The organism is Desulfobaculum senezii (assembly GCF_054657395.1).
Genome location: NZ_BAAHYU010000005.1, coordinates 165689 through 185052 on the forward strand (window position 1 = coordinate 165689; position 19364 = coordinate 185052).

Here is a 19364-nt window from a genome sequence, read left to right on the forward strand (position 1 = left end):
AGAAGTGGTCCCGTTTGTTCGTTGTTCTTTCATGAATCTGTTGTATGAGAGGGTCCAGTGTGAAGCCTTGATCAGGTGGAAAGAAGAACGCGCCAGCGTGGCTATTCGGCGCAAGAAAAGTTGAGCAAGAGAGAGCCAATTGACGGCCCATCTTCTGTCTTCAATGATAAATCAGGATTGAATTGAGACAATATCTTAAGAGCTTGGCGGTCCTCTTGATGTATTGCATACTCGACTGGGTAATATGAATAACTGTCAATCTCGCCAAGCTGATCATTTGGCGAAATACCTTCTTCTAGAAGTATTTCTAAAGCTTTGTAATCCTTTAACAGTAGTGCGTATCCTAAAGGGGTAAGGTCATCTGGGTGCGATTCAAATTCATAGTGTAAAGAAGAGCCTCTTCGATTATTTAGAAGGCGCCTGAGAATATAATATTGCTTGTCTTTTATTGCGGTGTGAATTGCAGGGGTGCTTTCTGTGCCTTGATAGCTGTCGAATGTGTCCCATAGTGCTTTGGAATGCATGCAGATTTCTTTGATGGATTTTTCCAAAAGAAAATCCGCAACTGAATAGTGTCCATTACTAATCGCTACAGCCAGTGGGCATGACTGAAGGACCATATTGCCCATGTTATCGAACTTTTCGTAGAGTATATTGGCATCGGCACCAAAGTCGATGAGTGTTGCCACAATGTGGACGTGTCCTTTTTCTGCAGCTAAATAAATCGGAGGGGGGATTGATTCTTCGGTCCAATTCAATTCGGCGCCGAATTCACTGAGCCAATTGACAATGGAAAGGTATCCAAGTGAGCATGCGTAGTGGAGTGGCGGAATTCCACAAGGTAAGCATTCATTTATGTCTATATTTTCGGTGTTGCAAATGTATTCCAGTCCTTTTTCATCTCCTTCACTTATTATCATTTCAAGAGTTTGGAGTAAGTCGTGCTCACTGGATAAATCGAGTATTTCTTGAGACTTACAAAGCATTAAGGACTCCAAATCGTGTTTGAAATTTTAAGGATATGTTCGGAGACGCGGAGAGACTTACCTCTACGCAATAGCGTTCTGAAACGTTAGAGTAAAGTTATGCGATAAGCAATATTCAGAAGGCATTGAGTCCGGCTCGGCTTGAGTAAGAGAGAGCAGGTCTCGTTTGTGTGCGTTATGTATTCGCGCCATATGCCGCTAGCTATGTGATGGTCGCGTAACTTCGTTAATTCACGGGTAACGTCGCCAGCTCACTCTCTCTGGATTTTGTATTGGGCATGCGTTATGAGCGAGCAGATTCGCTGGCGCATTTTTTTGTTTTTAACCCATTTCGCGGGATGAGATAGTGACGAAGGACGTACGACACGAAGAGTTCTTGGCCGCCTTGGATGCCCTTGGGGGCAAGGCTGGGAATATTAAGCTGCGGAGAGAATTGGGATGGCCTGAGGGTGAGTACGACGCCGTCCGAGATGCGTTGTTAGCTGAGGATGCCATCAAGAAAGGCGGCGGGCGAGGTGGTTCTGTCACGATTGCCGATCAAGGTAAAGCGGTTAGCGAAAAGCAAGTATCTCTTCTTCCTGATGCGCCACAAGCCGCTTCCCCGAAAAAACGCAAATCACGCACCATCAAGAAGAACGGCGAGGCAGCCCTCGGGTATGAAGCCGAACTGTTCAACGCGGCGGACAAACTCCGGCAAAACATGGAACCCTCGGACTACAAGCACGTGGTCCTCGGGCTCATCTTCCTCAAGCACATTTCCGACGGCTTTGAGGCCAAATACGCCGAACTCATGGCCGAGGATCCTACCTGCGCTGAGGATATGGACGAATACCTGGCCGAGAACATCTTCTGGGTCCCCAGAGAGGCGCGCTGGTCGCAACTCAAGGCCTGCGCCAAACAACCGAACATCGGCTCGCTAATAGACAATGCCATGCTCGCCATTGAGGCCAACAATGACAGTCTCAAAGGCGTCCTCCCCAAGGAATATGCCCGCCCGGCCTTGAACAAAATTATGCTGGGAGAATTGATCGACCTTATTTCCGGCATTGGCCTTGGCACCGAGGAAGGACAGGCTAAGGACGTGCTAGGCCGTGTCTATGAATACTTCCTGAGCGAATTTGCTGGTTCCGAAGGCAAACGCGGCGGCGAGTTTTACACGCCTCGTTCAATTGTTCGAGTGCTTGTCGAAATGCTGGAACCCTACGAGGGGCGCGTTTATGACCCCTGCTGCGGCTCTGGCGGTATGTTCGTACAATCCGAAAAATTCGTAGCCGAACATGGTGGCCGTATCGGCAACATCGCGGTCTACGGGCAGGAGTCCAACTACACCACATGGCGACTATGCAAGATGAACCTTGCAGTGCGTGGCATCGACGCGGAAATCCACTGGAACAACGAAGGCAGTTTCCATAAGGACGAACTCAGGGATCTTAGGGCTGACTTCATCCTCGCCAACCCGCCCTTCAACATTTCGGACTGGGGCGGTGACAGGCTACAGGAAGACGTACGCTGGCGCTATGGCATTCCCCCGGTCGGTAATGCCAACTTCGCTTGGTTGCAGCACATCGTTCACCATCTTTCGCCAAAAGGCACCGCTGGCGTTGTCTTGGCCAACGGTTCCATGTCCTCTACGCAATCCGGCGAAGGGGACATCCGCAAGGCCATGCTGGAGGCCGACGTGGTGGACTGCATGGTCGCCCTTCCGGGACAGCTTTTCTATTCCACGCAAATTCCCGCCTGCCTGTGGTTCCTTGCCCGCCATAAGGGCAACGGCAAATTCAGAGACCGCAAGGGCGAAGTCCTCTTCATCGACGCTCGCAACCTTGGCCACTTGGTAGACCGTACCCGTCGAGAATTCAGCGCCGAGGATATAGAGCAAATATCCGGAACCTACCATGCATGGCGTGATGCCTCCGACGGTGCCAAGTACAAAGACGTGCCCGGCTTCTGCAAGTCCGTCACGCTTGAGGAAATCAAAGAGCACGGCTACGTGCTTACTCCGGGACGTTACGTTGGCGCGGCGGTTGAGGAAGACGACGACACGCCCTTCCCGGAGCGATTCGCGGCATTGCGTAAAAAGCTGGAGGGGCAGTTTGATGATGCGGAAGAACTAACAGCCCTGATTAAGAAAAAACTTAAAAAAATCAATAATTTAGGCCAATGCACACCCGCTATATAATTTACAAATCTTCGCCTATTATCAAGACAGTACAATCAAAAAGCTAAAAGAGAACTCAATGGTTAGCGGATGGAAAAAGACTTTGCTTGGCGATGTTCTGACCCTACAGCGTGGTTTTGACTTGCCCACGAAAGACAGAATAGCAGGTGATTATTGTGTCGTCTCATCCTCAGGTATCAGTGGAAGCCATAACCAGTTTAAGGTCCCCCCACCTGTTGTTGTTACCGGGCGATACGGAACGATAGGCAAAGTTTTCTTTATTCGTTCTGCCTGCTGGCCACTAAATACTACTTTGTGGGTCAAAGACTTTAAAGGGAATGACCCACAATTCATATATTATCTACTCCAAACAATTAACTATTTTGACTATTCTGATAAGGCGGCTGTGCCTGGGGTCAATAGAAATCATGTTCACACTGCGGAAGTAAAAATCCCCTTATCCTTATCAGAACAACAAGCCATCGCCTCCGTTCTCGGTGCCCTTGACGACAAAATCGACTGCAACAGCCGGATGAACGAGACTCTGGAGGCCATGGCGCGGGCAATGTTCAAGGACTGGTTCGTGGATTTCGGCCCGACAAAGGCCAAGATGGAAGGCCGCGCCCCCTACCTCGCCCCGGAGATATGGGACCTGTTCCCTGACCGCCTCGACGATGAGGGGAACCCGAAGGGATGGGAATATTCAGAAATAGGGAGAGAAACTAAAGTGCTCGGTGGCGCCACCCCTAGCACGAAAGAACCTACTTATTGGGAGGGGGGAACTCATCACTGGGCGACCCCTAAGGATCTATCAGGCCTTGCGTCCCCCGTCCTTCTAGATACGGCGAGAAAAATCACGGACCAGGGTGTTGCAAAAATCAGTTCAGGATCGCTCCCGATAGGGACTGTATTGTTATCGTCAAGAGCTCCTGTTGGCTATCTCGCGATTGCAGAAGTTGAGACGGCAATTAACCAAGGTTTCATTGCCATGATCTGCAAAAAACGATTGAGCAACCTTTTCGTCCTTCTTTGGTGTGCCGAAAACATGGAGTATATCAAAAGCATTTCTGGAGGGTCCACATTTGCGGAGATAAGCAAAAAGGCCTTTAGACCTATTCCAGTAACAATCCCCGGCAATGCTATTCTACACCGCTTTGAAGAATTAGCGACCCCACTCTACCACAGAATTGTCGCCAATTCTAAAGAGCAACATGCCCTCGCCCAAACCCGCGACCTCCTCCTTCCCAAGCTAATGTCAGGAGAAATCCGAATCAAGGACGCCGAGCGAGCTGTGGAGGACGTGCTGTGACAGTCGCCACATAGGCAAGTGTTCGAGCCGTGCACCTTAAACCCCGAAGGCACATACACCAACGGTCCCCGAAGCTTAAAACGGAAATCTCAAAATACGACCGACGTTGACCTCATGCGACCTCACGCCGTCTTGAAGATAAGGAGATAAACTCATGGCCTACATGTCCGAAGCCGAGTTGGAGCAGGTGCTCATGGACCAGTTCGCAAGCTTGGGCTATGCCCTCGAATCCGACTCGGGAATCGGGCCGGACGGTTCGCACCCAGAACGCGCGTCCTATTCGGATATATTCCTTCTTCCCCGAGTGGAGAAGGCTATGGCCCGGCTCAATCCCGCCATTCCTCAAGAAGCCCGTGACGACGCTCTACGCTCGCTTATGGGCACAGAATTTCCGACCTTAGAAGAAGAAAATCGCCGCCTACACTCCATGCTTGTAAACGGCGTTGATGTTGAATTCTATGCCGAGGACGGCACCATTCGCGGCGACAAACTTCGACTCATCGACTTCGACACCCCGGAGAACAACGACTGGTTGGCGGTGAACCAACTCACCGTTATCGAAAATAAAACCAACCGGCGCCCGGATGTGGTGATTTTTGTCAACGGCCTTCCCCTCGCCGTTATTGAGCTCAAAAACCCAGGAGCAGAAAACGCCACACTTGAGGGAGCATACAACCAGCTCCAGACCTACAAGCAGCAAATCCCTTCGCTATTCCGGACCAACGCCGTACTCATAACTTCGGATGGTATTGAAGCCCGAATCGGCTCCCTAACGGCAAACTTCGAACGCTTTATGCCCTGGCGAACTGTAGACGGCGAAGATATCGCGACGAAGGGGGCACCCGAGTTGAACGTACTCATTCCCGGGATATTCGAAAAGTGCCGTTTCTTAGACCTACTCCACGATTTTACGGTGTTCGGTGAAAACGGGGAAGGACTCGTCAAAATTGTTGCGGGCTATCACCAATTCCACGCCGTAAAGAAAGCCGTACAACACACAGTAAACGCCTCGGCACCAGAGGGCGACCGCAAGGTTGGGGTTATCTGGCACACTCAAGGCTCAGGGAAAAGCCTACTCATGGCATTCTACGCAGGACAACTCGTGCGCCGCTCTGAACTCCAAAACCCGACTATCGTTGTCGTCACCGACCGAAACGACTTGGACGACCAACTCTTCGGCACATTCTCCATGTGCCGAGACCTTATCCGCCAGACACCACAACAGGCAGACAGCCGTGAGGATCTACAAAAAGCCCTTAACCGCGCTTCCGGCGGCGTAATCTTCACCACCATACAAAAATTTTTCCCCGAGCAAGGCGAAGCAGACTACCCAAAGCTCACTGACCGACGCAACGTGGTGGTCATCGCTGATGAAGCACACCGGAGCCAATACGGCTTCAAGGCCCGTGTAAACATGAAGACCGGCGAAATTGCGCACGGTTTCGCCAAATATCTGCGGGATGCCCTGCCCAACGCCTCATTCATCGGGTTCACCGGAACGCCTATTGAAAAGGATGACGTAAACACACCGGCAGTCTTCGGCCACTACATCGACATTTACGACATTACCCGGGCCGTAGAAGACAAAGCTACGGTGCCGCTCTTCTACGAAAGCAGACTCGCACGTATTGAGTTGGCAGACGAAGAAAAGCCCAAAATAGACGAAGAAATCAATGAAATCACCGAAGATGAGGTCCAAAGCAAACAAGAACAGATCAAGCGCAAATGGTCGACTGTCGAAGCTCTGGTAGGCTCCCGAAGACGCGTACAAATGATTGCCGAAGACCTCGTCCAACATTTCGAAGACCGTGTAGCCGCCATGGACGGCAAGGCTATGGTCGTGTGTATGAGCCGCCGCATATGCGTTGCCATGTATAATGCGATCGTAGCGCTACGCCCCAACTGGCACAGCGAAGACGACGACAAGGGCCGCATCAAAATTGTCATGTCTGGCTCGGCCTCCGACCCGCAGGAATGGCAACCGCATGTTGGCAATAAAGCGCGCCGTGACTTGCTCGCCAAAAGGGCAAAAGATCCTTCCGATCCTCTCCAAATCGTCATCGTTCGAGATATGTGGCTTACAGGCTTTGACGCGCCGTCTATGCATACCATGTACGTCGACAAGCCCATGAAGGGGCACGGACTCATGCAGGCCATCGCTAGGGTTAATCGTGTATTCCGCGACAAGCCTGCTGGCCTGATAGTCGACTACATCGGTATAGGTCAAAATCTGAAAAATGCCCTCGGCCAGTACTCCGACTCCGACCGCAGGCAAGCAGGCATCGATGAAAGCGAGGCCGTCGCCGTCATGCAGGAAAAGTACGAAGTGGTGAAGGCGATGTTTCATGGCTTTGACTACGAGCGTGGACTGCGAGGTACTCCAAAGGAGCGCTTGGTTGTCATGGCCGAGGCAATGGAGTGGATTCTTGAGCACCAGCGGCGAGCGGCAGAGAAGGAAAAGTCTGAGGACGCAAAAAAACGGGCGCACAGACGATATCAAGATGCTGTGTTAGCGATGTCCAAGGCCTTCGCACTTGCCGCAGCGAGCGACGAAGCGCGAGCTATCCGTGACGAGGTGGGCTTTTTCCAGACAATTCGCGCAGCACTAACCAAGTCCGTAAAAAGTTCGGGCGCCTCGTCCGCCGATAAGGAATTCGCCGTACAACAGCTTCTAGACCGAGCAGTTGTCTCAACGGAGATTGTCGACATCCTTGCCGCTGCTGGAATCACCTCTCCGGATATTTCCATCCTTTCGGATGAATTTCTGGCCGAAGTTCAACAAATGGAAAAGAAGAACCTCGCCTTCGAGGCACTACGCAAACTCCTTAACGGCGAAATTCGCTCCCGCAGCAAGTCCAACGTCGTGCAGACAAAAAAGTTTACGGAACGTTTAGAGCAGGCCATTGCCCGCTATCACACCAACGCGGTCAGCACGGTTGAGATTCTGCAAGAGCTCATTGAACTCGCAAAAGAAATTCGAGAAGCCCACGATCGAGGCAAAGAGGAAGGGCTGAGCCAGGAAGAAATCGCCTTCTATGATGCCCTCGCGGAAAATGAGAGTGCCGTAGAGGTTATGGGAGACAAATCGCTGCGCGTCATTGCACACGAGCTTTTGGATAAGCTCAAGACGAATGTGACGGTGGACTGGTCTAGGCGTCAAAGTGCACGGGCCCGCATGCGGGTGTTGGTGAAAAAGATATTACGAAAGTATGGCTACCCACCGGATATGCAAGACCTCGCAGTCCAGACCGTCCTTCGCCAAGCTGAAGAGCTTTCGGCGCAATGGACTGCCTAAGTTTATCTCATCTTTATCCGGATTATGAACGGGTGGACTTTCTCTGTCCGCTGTGTACGAAAAGCGTTTCGCACGAAGGCAGTGTGTAAGGGCTTCATCCATTTTGACAGGATCAGAACATCGTTATGAAGTCAATTTTCTAGTTTGTCTTTTCCATATCTTGGAAAGCTATTGGCATAAAGATAGCCAATCAGTGTAACACGATAGGGTCACTGAAATGAAGCCTTAATGCTTGCTGATTAGGAAACTTATATTTATGTGTTTGTTCTGTGGTCAACATTATGCTGTAGATTTGAGGTAAAGGATTTTTGAATGCCACGTCCAAAAAATCAAGATTCTTCTCACGGTACAAAGTTGCTTAGGTTGTTTGCAAAGCTCATGGTTGATGGCAAACAACATTATCAGTCGGATCTTGCACAATACCTAGACTGTTCGGCCCAAACTGTAGGTCGACTTGTCGGTGAAATTGAATCTTTTGTAGGCGTGAACCTTGAAATTGGCACTGATAACAGACGTCGATATTACCGGCTGAAATCGTATTCAGGCAGGCGGACACTCGGGTTGGATTTCGAAGAACTCAGATATTTGAGCATTTGTCATGACTTGGCTGCTCCTCATCTTCCTAAGCAAATTTCAGAGCGCGTTGAAAATACAATTTTTGAGCTTTCGGCGCTTATGGCGGACCCTGATTTTGCCCGTCGAGGTGAAGCCCAAAAAAAGCATATAGGCTTCAAGCCTAAAGGATACATAGACTATACAACGCACTTTGGGCGCATCGAAAGACTTATTTCGGCATCAGCCGAAAAAAAGGTTTGCCTAATTAAATATAAGGCCAAGGCTCGTAAGGAGCCCCAAATATATTTCTATGCTCCAGGAAAAATTATAATGATGAATGGGGCGCTTTATGTTCAGGGGCATCGAGTCTCAAAAGATGGGGGTGAGAAAGAGCGTCCAACCGTCTTTGCCATTCATAGAATTTATGAAGTTACTCAGACAGAAAAGTCTTTCGATTTTGATGCCACAATTGATGACGAAGGCGCATTCGGTATGAAATGGCATGAACCAAGAAAGTATATTATTCGTTTTGAGCCTGAGGCTGCGGATTATGTCCGAGAGCGCATTTGGAGTGAGGATCAAAAGCTTGAGGAACTCAGTGGGGGAGCGCTTTTGCTAGAGTTGAGTTCTGTCAGTGAGAAAGAGCTTATGGCTTGGATTAGAAGCTTTGGGAAATCAGCAAAGTTAATTGAGCCAGAAGGAGTAACTCATGGGTAAAAAGAAGAAAAAGAGCAATGCCGCATCAAATGTAGCAGTCGGGGCTTCTGCGTCAGAAATAGTTGATCGTTTCGGTAGCGCTAGTGCTGAGTCAATTATCGGCTATCGCGGAGTAGATAATGAGACTGGATTAAAACTTAATCGCGGGCTCAAACAAATTTCTGAATCAAAAGTACATCCAGATTTTAAAGAAACTAATATTAGGCAACAGGCTGGGTATTCTGGTGAGGTTGCTAAGGTTAGCCGAGATAACGCTGAAAATATAATTGCGGGGAATAAAACTCGTACAATTCGTACAGATGATCATCCTGATTTTAAGGTCAATGATCAGGTTTATGATTTTGTTAAGGTTGTTGAAGGGGAATTAATAGAAGGTAGCGGTTCTCAAATGAAAGTTGTGGCTTCCCCAGAAAAACTTCTTGATAAGATTGCTAAGGGGGAAGGAGGGGGCAAGAACGATTATTCTCGCTATCAAGGAGTGACACTCGAGATACCATCAGATCAGGTGGAAGCTGCTAAAGAGTATTGCCTTGAGCAGGCTGAAAAACTTAATCAGCAAGCGGATCAACTTGAGAGGGCCGGGAAGAGTGATCTCGCTGCGAGAAAAAGAATTCAGGCAGAAAATTTTTCTACCACTCATGATAATATACAAGACTGTGGCATAACTAGTTCTGATATTCGTTTTTATCGTGAGCACCCCAGCCTTGCCACAGCGCGGGATATTTGCAAAATTAGCAATAGAGCAGGGATCGAAGGAGCAAAGTACGGTGCAGTTGTTGGAGGAACTATTCTCTTTGCTCAGAATTTAGTCGCTGTAATGCAGGATGATAAGGACTTGCAGGAGGCGATTATAGATGCTGCATCTGGTACTGCAAAGGCGGCAGGGATTGGTTATGGGACAGGTGCTGCAGGATCCCTAATTAAAAGCTTTTGTCAGCAATCAAAGAAGTCGTCCATTCGGGCACTCTCCAAAACTGCACTCCCAGCCTTGGTCGTCACTACTTGCGTTGAGGTTGGGACAACCTTCTCGAAGTATATCAAAGGCGATATTCATGGGGTCCAGCTTTTCGAGGAGCTTGGTAGCAAAGGGACAGGAATGCTTTCTGGTGGTATGGGGGCAACCTTAGGACAAATTGCTATTCCGATTCCTGTGGCAGGTGCGGTGATTGGTGGCATGGTGGGGTATTCACTAAGTTCTTTTTTTTATAATGAGGCCCTTTTCGCTTTTAAAAATGCACAAATGGCTGAAGACAATTACCTCCGTATAAAAAGAGAATGTGAAGCAGCCCGCGGGCTAATGATTCAGTATCGACATGAGATGGAGGCAATATTTGAAAAAAATTTTGGGGAATTCAAAACTCAAGTTGAGGAAGTGTTTTCTGAGATTGAAGTGGCTATAAATGCAAATGAGATTGATGATTTTTGTTTACATGCGAATAAGCTCGCTTCATTGGTAGGTGTTACTTTACAGTTTGAGTCACTAGAAGAGTTTGATAAATTTATGCAAACAGACGAACCTTTAAATTTGTAGTAGGAGGAAATTGTGTATCTCAGGATGATCGAAGATGATGACAAAAAAGAACTGATGTATGCTTTCGCAAAAATTGTTGCGGCATCAACTCAAGAGCACGAGTCTTCAGAAGATGAAAAACTTTTGGACGTAGGCACAAAAGTTGCCTTCGAACGAGATCTTTACATTGATGAAGATGACGATGAGTTTCAATTGGTTAAATCTTGTTTAAATTCAGGCGATTGGTTTGTTTCAAAAAAGGAGCAAAGTCTTCTTGATGAATTCAGCGTAGAGCTTGGACTTAACAAGAATACAGACTCATATTCCTCTATAGGGTATGGTTACTTACATGAAGACTTATATCGATCGAAGCCAATTTTTACAGGGGATAATCTTTTGGAGTGTGGCAGGTTGATATCGCAGATACCTCACATTTCACTAGAGAAACGACGTGAAATACTCATTGAGTCTGCAATAAGACAACATATTGTAGACTTCGAGGAAAGAGTTTCTGATTATGACACAGATCCTCTGTCTGATGAAGAAAAAAAGGTAATGTTGTTTGAGCTTATTTCCCTGGCTTACGCAGACTTGGATTACGCCAAACTGGAAAAATTTGCGATTGAAGCTATTGCAAAAGAGCTTGGATTAGATTCTGAAACAATTGGCGAGATGGAAGAAGTCGTTCGTTCGTTTAAGAAGATCTATGAAGATGGTCTTGAGCTAATCACTGAATAGGAGGAAAAGTTATGCCACTGCCACTTTTGGTGCCAATCGTTATGGGCGGCGCAGCTCTTTTGGGTGTAGGCAAAGGCGTCAAGGCTGCTGTAGACAGTAGCGATGCAGATGATGTTAACGACGAGGCTGAGAGCATCGTATATTCCTCAAATCGAAATTTGGAAAAGAGCAAGTTAGCCTGTAACAATTCTTTGGAAAAATTCGGTCTTAAAAAGCTACAGGCATACGAAAAAAATCTCCAGAGGTTTGTTTGCAATTATAGCAAACTGAAAAATGTTAATTTGTCTGAAAGCAAGGGCTTGTCTGAACTGCGGAATCCAGATTTTTCGCAGGAAGCTGTCAAGGAGATGGAAAAATCCTGTAACCTTGCAATGGAAGCTTTATCTGGTGGGGCCACTGCACTTGGCGGTGGAGCTCTCGTCGCTTTTGGAGCATATAACGGCACAATGCTTTTGGCTTCCGCAGGGACTGGGACAGCTATTTCGACGCTAAGCGGGGCTGCAGCGACTAATGCTACGCTTGCGTGGATTGGTGGTGGTACATTAAGTGCTGGCGGATTGGGGGTAGCTGGTGGAACGATGGTTCTTGGTGCGATGGTTGCCGGTCCCGCTCTTTTGATTTTTGGTAGTATCTTAGGTGCTAAGGCGGAAAAAAAACTAAGCGAGGCCAGGGCAAATCGTCAAAAAGCAAAGCTTTATCGTGATGAGGTTGATTTGGTCGTCAGCAAATTGGATCAAATTACACGCGTTACACAATTTGCATCCTCGTCGTTGTCTCGACTTAGAACTTGTTCTAGGCGGGCTAACAATAAGATGGAGGAAGTCATCGCTGAGAACGGTGTAAATTGGAGTAGCTATTCGAAAGAGGCTAAAGAAATTGTCTTGCAAGCCGTCAAGTGCGCGCAGTTGATCAAGGTCTTTGTTGATACTCCACTACTAGACGAAGATGGGATCCTAGACGCTAGAGCGGAAGGTGAGTTTGCAGGTTTGGCAAAACAGATTGATTAAAATTGGTAAACACTCGAGATTGGCGTGCCCTACTAGCGTTCTTCTCTGACAGTTTTGAGGTGCTCGTTAATGGTATCTATGGGACGTCGCCCCATGTTTTTATAACCTTGGTGTGAGTGTTCAGTCTAGGAGGCCAGGCCGCCTTGGAAGGCCTTTAAGGTTTCTTAAGGCGCTGAAAAGTGGTCCCGTTTGTTCGGACCATTTGGCGGACATGGTACTCCAAAGGCGAGGCCAGCTTTCACTGGCCTCGCCTCCTGATTAAAATTTAATGACGACAAATTTGTGGTTGTATGTCGCCAAGGTAGGCAATTTTCTGGTGGTGATGCTTTGGTGACCACCTTGAAAAATTGACTTTTTCTCCTTTGATTTCACAAAGTTCAATTAATTCAAGTGGTTCGACTCCCTTCCCGGCTACCACAAGTATATCAAGGGTTTACGACGATTTGAGCAATCGACGTGAACCCTTTTCTTTTGCCCAAATTCATTCCAGTCCCACATTTGTCCCCCAATTGTCCCCCTTTTTTGAGGCAGGGGGGCGCGGTCTTCCATTGTCTTTGGTCCATCGCCCGCCAGTTTGTATTCTCGAAGAGAGCAGCTGTGAGATGGGAGATTCTTTTGTAATAAATGGAGTGGGGGGATTGTGATGCGGCCCTGTGGCGAGCTTTGTGCTCCACAGGGCCGTTTTGTTGTGCGTCTAGGGCCCCTAGGTGGTTGTGGCGACCACGGAGCGGATGAGCCATGTGGTGTAGGCCGCGTAGACGAGGACGAGGGCTGTTCCTTCAACGCGGTTGATTCTGCCGGGGCGGTTCCAGAAGCCGTAGCCGAGAATGAACAGGGACGCGGTGAGGCCGCCCATGAGGAGCATGTCTCGGCTGAGCGTTTCTGGTGCTACGGCAAAGGGCGTGATGGTTCCGGCAATGCCGACCACGGCTAGCGTGTTGAAGAGGTTGGAGCCGATGACGTTGCCGAGGGCGATGTCGTGTTCGCCTTTTCGCGCCGCGATAACGGATGACGCCAACTCGGGCAGTGAGGTGCCGATAGCGACAATGGTCAGGCCGATGATCATGTCGCTGACGCCGAAGACGCGCGCGATTTCAACGGCGCCCCAGACGAGCAGGCGCGAGCTGGCGATGAGCAGCACAAGGCCGCAGACAAGCCAGAAAACTGCGCGCGCGAGGGGCATACTTTTTTCAGTGGCCTGCGCGGCGATTTCCTCGCCGAGGGCGTCTGGCTTCCGTTTCATCCCTTGGACAATGGTCCATGTCATCAGCAGGGCGAAGACGGCAAGCAAAACCGCGGCGTCCAGCCGCGCGATGGAAAGGTCCAGAATAAGCGCCGCGCTGAGCAAGGTAGTGATCAAAAGAAGAGGCAGTTCCAAGCGGAGCACTGTGGACTTCACCCGGATGGGATGAATGAGCGCCGTAACGCCGAGAATCAGCGCGATGTTGGCGATATTTGAGCCATAGGCGTTGCCGAGGGCAATGCCCGGACTGCCTTGAACCGCCGCGAGGGCGGAAACCACCATCTCTGGCGCTGACGTACCAAATCCGACGATAACCATACCAATGAGCAGCGGAGGCATGCCGAAATGGCGTGCAGTTGCAGCTGCACCTTCCACAAAGCGGTCCGCACTCCAAACAAGCAGTGCAAGGCCGCAGACCAAAGCGAAAAGTGCCAGTTCCATTCGATGTTCCTTATCGACGTGTTGAATGTGAGGCGTGTGTGACTGATGGCCTTGTGGCGGCGGTGGCCGTTACGGGCGTGCGTCGTCAGCCTTGGGTGAGGCCGTTTTGTGCGTGGCAGCGCTTGCGCCCGGTGGGCGCGCCACCGTTGCCGTGAGCCGTCAGGTGGGGAGTTCATCCCTTAGGATGGAGCTATAGCGAAATGCGTGTTGGGGCTCAAGCGTGGTGTTGGGTGAGATAAAAAGGAAATGAGCTCATGAAATAGAAGTGTTGCCCCCTTTTGAGTCTTAAGCCTGAGAAAAGGGCCTCTTGCGCATGAGATGTCGCCTTTGTATGTTATAATTTGAGTTGCGTGTGTTGTGTGAAGAGTTGATGGATAAAACTCAATGAATTGAGGGGGTAGTTATGGAAATTCGTTGTCAAAAGTGTGGGCATACGGAAGAAACTACGCTTGATTTGTTAGTGAGTATCATCGGTGGAGCAATGCCATTAGGCGGCTTTTGGGCTTGGACTACGTATTTGTTTGCAGGGACAGGTCTTGCCATGCCGATAGTTATCAGCATCATTACAGGAGGTGTCGGGCTGCTTGCGTTCAAGAAGCAGGTTGTAAAGTGGGTAATGAACAAGCGGTATGTATGTTCGGATTGTGGCGCGATTGATTGGGCAGCCTAACCACCCCACATCCATCCGCCACCTTGAGGGCGCAAAAAAGCCCCCGGCTTGTGCCGGGGGCTTTGGTTGTGGTTGGGGCGATGGCGGGGCGCCGGGCGGCGGGGTTAGGCGTCGCGCAGGCGGTCGATGACGGTGGAGAGCCTACCTGCGAGGGTGGTCAGCTCCGTGACGGCGCGGGTGGATTCGTCCATGGCCTGCGCGTTTTCCTGCGCGATGGTGTTCACCTCTTCCGTGCTGTGGCTGATTTGTTCGCTGGCGGCGGATTGTTCTTCCGAGGCTGTGGCGATGTTGCGGACCTGATCAGCGGTGGAGTCGACGATGGAGACGATGCGTTCCAGCGCTTCCCCGGCTTGCTGCGCCAGTTCCGTACTCTTGGTGACCTCGGCCGTGGCCTGCGCCATGTTTGAGATGTTGGTGTGCGTGCCGTTCTGAATGGATTTGACGGACTCGCCAACCTGTTTGGTTGCGGCCATGGTCTTTTCCGCCAGCTTGCGCACTTCGTCGGCAACAACGGCGAACCCGCGCCCGGCGTCGCCAGCACGTGCGGCCTCAATGGCGGCGTTGAGCGCCAGCAGGTTGGTTTGGTCCGCAATGTCCGTGATCACATTCATGATTTGACCAATGCCCTCCGCCTGCTCGCCCAGTTCGCCAAGGCTGCGCTCCAGGCTGGTGGACATTTCGTGCACGCGGGTGATGTTGGTGACCACGTTGCCCACCACATCGCCGCCGGATTCGGCTTCCTTGCGGGCCTGATCTGCGGATTCCGCGGCCTGTCCGGCGTTCTGCGCCACTTCCAGCACGCTGGCGTTCATCTGCTCCATGGCGGTTGCGGCTTCACTGGTGCGCTCGCGCTGGACATCGGAGCCGCGGTTGGATTCTTGAATCTGCGCGGCAAGTTCTTCGGTGGCGCTGGAAACCTGCGACACAATGCCCGCCAGTTCGTCGGCGGCCTCAAGCATGCCCTCGCGCTTGGCGTTTTCTGCCTCTTCGCGCGCCTTTTCGGCGTCCCGCAGGGCGACTTGCGCCTTGGCGGTTTGGTCCTTGGCTTCTTTGGTCATCTCCTCGGCTTTGGAGATGTTTTTCACCAGCCCGGCAACCATGGTCTCCATGGCGGAATGCAGGGTAAGAATCTCGCCCCCAAATCCTGAGGCATCGACCTTGGCGTCAAAGTTGCCCTGCGCCACGTCCTGCGCCATGGATGCCATCATGCCCATAGGCTTTGAGATGCTGCGCGCCACAAAGTACAGGGCGACGAGGAGGAGAAGCACGGTGATGACAGCGGCAATGATAATGGCCTGCGACAGCGCCGTGGCCTCGGCGGTGATTTTCGCGATAGGCGCGTTGATGCCAAGGTACCAGTACTGCCCGGTTTGCCCGAGGGGGATGGGAATGTACTGCACAAGGGAGCGCTCGCCCGTCACCTGCGAGATGTGTTCGCTGGAGAAGGGCTTGCCCTGCGCCATGGCGGAGCGCAGGTCGCGTTCGTGTTCCAGGTTCACCACGTCAAAAATATTTTTGAGGACGTAGTCCTTGTTCGGGTGCGCCACCACGCTCCCCCCGCTGGTCATGAGAAAAGCGAAGCCTGTGTCGTAGGGGGTGATGGCGTCCACCATGTCGTTCAGGCTTTGAATGGACAGGTCAAGGGTGACGACGCCCTTGAACGAGCCGTGGACCATGATGGGGGCCGAAGTGGTGGCCAGCAGCAGTTCATTGCCGTTGATGGTGTAGTGGTAGGGCGGCGTGACAAAGGGTTTTCGGGTGCGCTTGGGCACCAGATAATAGTCGCCATCGCCGGGGACGTCGTATTCCGGCAGGGCCGTGACTTTGTACGTGCCGCCCTCGGGATAGACGTAGGGCACAAAGCGTCCGGTTTTGTCGTGGTAGGGGGCGTTTTGGAACTGCGCGTCCATGCCGTCAAAGGCGTCCGGTTCCCAGCCCGTGCTGCCGCCCTGATAGAGCGTGCTCTTTGCGATAACGCTTTGGACCAGCTGTACGGCGAGGTCACGGTCCATCACGTCGCCGTTTTCGCGCATGCCGGCAAAGGCGCGTGCTAAGGCCTCGGCCTGATTCAGCCCTACCTCAATGCGCGCCTTGACGGCGTTGCCGTACTCTCCGCCAAGGGCCTCCATCTCGCGCTGCGCCACGTGACGCAGCGCGTCCGTGCTTTGTTGCGAAATGGTGTACCCGATTGCGCCAAACGCGACGATGAGGAGCAACGTCGTCGGCAGCATGATCTTGTACATGGTTTTGAGATTTCGAAACACCTTCACGATCGCCTCCTGATGGCCGTGGGAGCACGGCGCTGTATAAAACGGTTCCTTGAGAGCAGGATTGTGTGAGAAATACGTAAGTCTTTTGACAAATTATCGACAGGATTGTTGAGAAACTTAGGGATGTATTGAGAAAAATGCAGGAATGACGGGTGGCAAGAGGCGAAAGACAGCCTCCTGCTGTTGACTGTGCGCACAGTTTGGGCGGGCCGTGTCGCCTTGCGGACAGGGGCGGGTCAGCTTTGTTGAACGGTGAAAATCAGCCTGCCCCAGCCAATTTTGGGGAATTGGGCTGAGGCGGGAGTGGGCGAAAGCGGAAAAACGCGGCGGGAGAAAGGAAAAAGGGGGGAGCCTAGCGGCTCTCCCCCCAGAAAAGGTCGATGACGCGGGGATGGGTGGGCGGCCCGGCATAGGAGCCAAGAACAAATGCCACAAGGGACGCCAGCGTCGTTGGGACAATGGCGTGCACGCCGCCCATGTCCGGCTTGGCGATGGTCAGGATGAAAAAGGTGCCGACGCCCACAAGGATGGACGCCACAGCGCCGGTGCTGTTGGCCTGTTTCCAGTACAGCCCGAGGATGATGGGCCACAGGAACACGGCTTCCAGCCCGCCAAAGGCAAAGAGGTTGATCCACACCAGCAGGTCCGGCGGCTGAATGGCGGCCAAAAAGACCAGCAGGCCAATGACGGCGGTGGAGATGAGGCTCTTTTTTTTGAGGCTGGCGGAGGTCATGCGCGAGGCGTCGCCTCCAAGGCGGTAGTGGATATACAGGTCCTTGATGATGGCGGCGGAGGCCAGCAGGAGCATGGAGTCCACGGTGGACATGATGGCCGCCAGTGGCCCGGCGATGAAGACGCCCGCCCAAAACGGCGACAGCAATTCCATGATAAGGCTTGGCATGGCAAGGTCGCCCGCGGGCAGGTCCGGAAGCACGGCGCGGCCCAGCGTGCCGGATAGGTGCGCGCACAGAATCATAAAGCCAATGATAATGGTACCGATGATCATGGCGTTGTGCATGGCGCGGGAGTCGCGGTAGGCCATGCACCGCTGCGTGGTCTGGGGCAGGCCAAGGATGCCAAGGCCAACCAGTATCCAAAAGGAGAGGATAAAGGGCTGTGGCACGGCGTCCTTGGGCCCTGTGGGGGTGATCAGGCCGGGGTCGATGCTTTTCAGCGTGGCGATGCATTGGCTCATGCCGCCGCCTGCCGTCACCACGGCGTTGAGCACCACAACAGCCGCCACCACCATAACAATACCCTGAATGGCGTCCGTCAGCACCACGGCGCGAAAGCCGCCAATGGCGGTGTAAAACACCACGGAGATGCCAAACAGCGTCAGCCCGACAATGTAGGGATAGCCCGTCACGGCCTGAAACAGCCGCGCGCCGCCGATAAACTGGGCCAGCATGGCCGCCATGAAAAAGACCAACAGCGCCACACTGCACAGGATGACCACGGCGTCGCTTTTGTACCGGGCGCGCAGAAAGTCCGTCAGCGTTACGGAGTTGGTCTTGCGCGCCATGATGGCGAAGCGCTTGCCCAGAACGCCCAGCGTCAGGAACGTGGCCGGAACCTGAATCATGGCCAGCAGCACCCAGCTCAGGCCAAGGGCGTAGGCCACGCCCGGTCCGCCCACAAAGCTGCTGGCGCTGGTGTAGCTGGCGATAATGGTCATGGCGAGGACAAAGCCGCCCATGGACCGCCCGCCAATGAAATAATCCTCAAGAAAGCCCTGCGAGGAGCTTTGCGCATTGGCCTTGCCCCGCGCCCACAGCGCAATGGCAAAGGAGAAGGCAAGGTAGAGGATGACGGGGATTATGGCCTGAACGTGCACGCTCATGAGGCTTCGCTCCCAGCCGTTGTGGTGGCGGGGCGCTTTCGGGGCGGCTCGTCCGTGCCGCTTTGCTCGGCGGCTTCGTCGTCCAGCGGGATGTCCTTAAAGAAGACCCGCACCATAACCCATAACAGGCCCACCACCAGCGGGTAGCCAACGATGCAGCTGTAGAAGAACCATGCGGGAAGGCCCAGCACGTATGTGTATGTGTCCGGGTCGCCGTCGCCCAGTCCGTAGGCGCAGACATACCACCAGATGAAATACAGCCCGTATGCGCCAAGGGCGAGGAGCGCCTCGCGGTTGGCTTGCGCAAAGCGGCTGTCGGTTTTGTGGGTGCTCATACTTGAATCCTTGATGGATGAACAATGCGCCATCCACGCGGGGCAGCGTTCCCCATGTGGAGCGGGCGCGGTAACGAGGCAATGCAAAAACACGGTTGCCGCTATGTGTCTACTCGAATTTTGCGGGTATTTGCAAATGATTATGTGTTTTTTTGTGGCGCTCGAATTTGTTCCCGTATGGCGGGTGCTTGCCAAAAACGGGCAAAGCGCCCACGCCATAAAGCGCAAAAGGATGGGCGATTTTAGTTTGACATTCAAACTATCCGAGGATTAGAAAGTTTGAAAATCAA

Annotated in this window: 13 protein-coding genes; 8 read left to right on the forward strand and 5 right to left on the reverse strand. The window is 52.0% G+C overall.

Translation table 11 applies throughout. The features are described from left to right. Nucleotides 1-101: 101 nt before the first annotated feature. Nucleotides 102-986, reverse strand: a complete 885-nt coding sequence (locus ACYQ2T_RS17290; RefSeq protein WP_459902099.1) for an ankyrin repeat domain-containing protein — start codon at nt 984-986, stop codon at nt 102-104. 346 nt (nt 987-1332) lie between these two features. Between ACYQ2T_RS17290 and ACYQ2T_RS17295 the strand changes: the two genes are divergently transcribed. The 7 genes from ACYQ2T_RS17295 to ACYQ2T_RS17325 all read left to right on the forward strand — a co-directional run bounded on the left by ACYQ2T_RS17295 (nt 1333) and on the right by ACYQ2T_RS17325 (nt 12275). Beyond that, entirely contained in the window at nt 1333-3165 is a 1833-nt protein-coding gene (locus tag ACYQ2T_RS17295; protein ID WP_459902100.1) for a class I SAM-dependent DNA methyltransferase, read from the forward strand. Nucleotides 3166-3223: 58 nt separating this feature from the next. Beyond that, entirely contained in the window at nt 3224-4453 is a 1230-nt protein-coding gene (locus ACYQ2T_RS17300) for a restriction endonuclease subunit S (protein ID WP_459902101.1), read from the forward strand. A gap of 154 nt (nt 4454-4607) precedes the next feature. Continuing rightward, nucleotides 4608-7748 (forward strand): type I restriction endonuclease subunit R, encoded by a 3141-nt coding sequence (locus tag ACYQ2T_RS17305; protein ID WP_459902102.1) that lies wholly within the window; start codon nt 4608-4610, stop codon nt 7746-7748. A gap of 312 nt (nt 7749-8060) precedes the next feature. Continuing rightward, nucleotides 8061-9020: a helix-turn-helix transcriptional regulator gene (locus tag ACYQ2T_RS17310; protein WP_459902103.1), complete on the forward strand. Its 960-nt coding sequence runs from the start codon at nt 8061-8063 to the stop codon at nt 9018-9020. Next, nucleotides 9013-10551 carry a hypothetical protein gene (locus tag ACYQ2T_RS17315; RefSeq protein WP_459902104.1) on the forward strand — a complete coding sequence of 513 codons (1539 nt, stop codon included), beginning with the start codon at nt 9013-9015 and terminating at the stop codon, nt 10549-10551. The genes ACYQ2T_RS17310 and ACYQ2T_RS17315 overlap by 8 nt, the downstream gene beginning before the upstream one ends. Nucleotides 10552-10575: 24 nt before the next feature. Beyond that, nucleotides 10576-11268 carry a hypothetical protein gene (locus ACYQ2T_RS17320; protein ID WP_459902105.1) on the forward strand — a complete coding sequence of 231 codons (693 nt, stop codon included), beginning with the start codon at nt 10576-10578 and terminating at the stop codon, nt 11266-11268. Nucleotides 11269-11279: 11 nt separating this feature from the next. Next, a complete protein-coding gene (locus tag ACYQ2T_RS17325) occupies nt 11280-12275 on the forward strand; it encodes a hypothetical protein (protein WP_459902106.1) in 996 nt (331 codons plus the stop codon). Nucleotides 12276-12978: 703 nt separating this feature from the next. Here ACYQ2T_RS17325 and ACYQ2T_RS17330 read toward each other — a convergent pair. Beyond that, nucleotides 12979-13959 (reverse strand): calcium/sodium antiporter, encoded by a 981-nt coding sequence (locus ACYQ2T_RS17330; protein WP_459902107.1) that lies wholly within the window; start codon nt 13957-13959, stop codon nt 12979-12981. Nucleotides 13960-14362: 403 nt separating this feature from the next. On the opposite strand from ACYQ2T_RS17330, the gene ACYQ2T_RS17335 reads away from it, so the two are divergent. Further along, complete coding sequence (locus ACYQ2T_RS17335) at nt 14363-14629, forward strand: hypothetical protein (protein ID WP_459902108.1); 267 nt, start codon at nt 14363-14365, stop codon at nt 14627-14629. A gap of 104 nt (nt 14630-14733) precedes the next feature. Here ACYQ2T_RS17335 and ACYQ2T_RS17340 read toward each other — a convergent pair whose 3' ends face one another. The 3 genes from ACYQ2T_RS17340 to ACYQ2T_RS17350 form a co-directional block, all read right to left on the reverse strand. After that, complete coding sequence (locus ACYQ2T_RS17340) at nt 14734-16899, reverse strand: methyl-accepting chemotaxis protein (RefSeq protein WP_459902109.1); 2166 nt, start codon at nt 16897-16899, stop codon at nt 14734-14736. A gap of 352 nt (nt 16900-17251) precedes the next feature. Then, entirely contained in the window at nt 17252-18739 is a 1488-nt protein-coding gene (gene panF, locus ACYQ2T_RS17345) for a sodium/pantothenate symporter (RefSeq protein ID WP_459902110.1), read from the reverse strand. Then, nucleotides 18736-19074, reverse strand: coding sequence for a YhdT family protein (locus ACYQ2T_RS17350; RefSeq protein WP_459902111.1), 339 nt, complete (start codon nt 19072-19074; stop codon nt 18736-18738). The genes panF and ACYQ2T_RS17350 overlap by 4 nt, the downstream gene beginning before the upstream one ends. Nucleotides 19075-19364 lie beyond the last annotated feature (290 nt).

What these genes read in the sequence shown, in the direction of transcription:
- ACYQ2T_RS17330 (WP_459902107.1), bottom strand. Translation starts at nt 13,959, where the DNA reads ATGGAACTGGCACTTTTCGCTTTGGTCTGCGGCCTTGCACTGCTTGTT.
- ACYQ2T_RS17300 (WP_459902101.1), top strand. Translation starts at nt 3,224, where the DNA reads ATGGTTAGCGGATGGAAAAAGACTTTGCTTGGCGATGTTCTGACCCTA.
- panF (WP_459902110.1), bottom strand. Translation starts at nt 18,739, where the DNA reads ATGAGCGTGCACGTTCAGGCCATAATCCCCGTCATCCTCTACCTTGCC.
- ACYQ2T_RS17335 (WP_459902108.1), top strand. Translation starts at nt 14,363, where the DNA reads ATGGAAATTCGTTGTCAAAAGTGTGGGCATACGGAAGAAACTACGCTT.
- ACYQ2T_RS17320 (WP_459902105.1), top strand. Translation starts at nt 10,576, where the DNA reads ATGATCGAAGATGATGACAAAAAAGAACTGATGTATGCTTTCGCAAAA.
- ACYQ2T_RS17325 (WP_459902106.1), top strand. Translation starts at nt 11,280, where the DNA reads ATGCCACTGCCACTTTTGGTGCCAATCGTTATGGGCGGCGCAGCTCTT.
- ACYQ2T_RS17305 (WP_459902102.1), top strand. Translation starts at nt 4,608, where the DNA reads ATGGCCTACATGTCCGAAGCCGAGTTGGAGCAGGTGCTCATGGACCAG.
- ACYQ2T_RS17290 (WP_459902099.1), bottom strand. Translation starts at nt 986, where the DNA reads ATGCTTTGTAAGTCTCAAGAAATACTCGATTTATCCAGTGAGCACGAC.
- ACYQ2T_RS17315 (WP_459902104.1), top strand. Translation starts at nt 9,013, where the DNA reads ATGGGTAAAAAGAAGAAAAAGAGCAATGCCGCATCAAATGTAGCAGTC.
- ACYQ2T_RS17310 (WP_459902103.1), top strand. Translation starts at nt 8,061, where the DNA reads ATGCCACGTCCAAAAAATCAAGATTCTTCTCACGGTACAAAGTTGCTT.
- ACYQ2T_RS17350 (WP_459902111.1), bottom strand. Translation starts at nt 19,074, where the DNA reads ATGAGCACCCACAAAACCGACAGCCGCTTTGCGCAAGCCAACCGCGAG.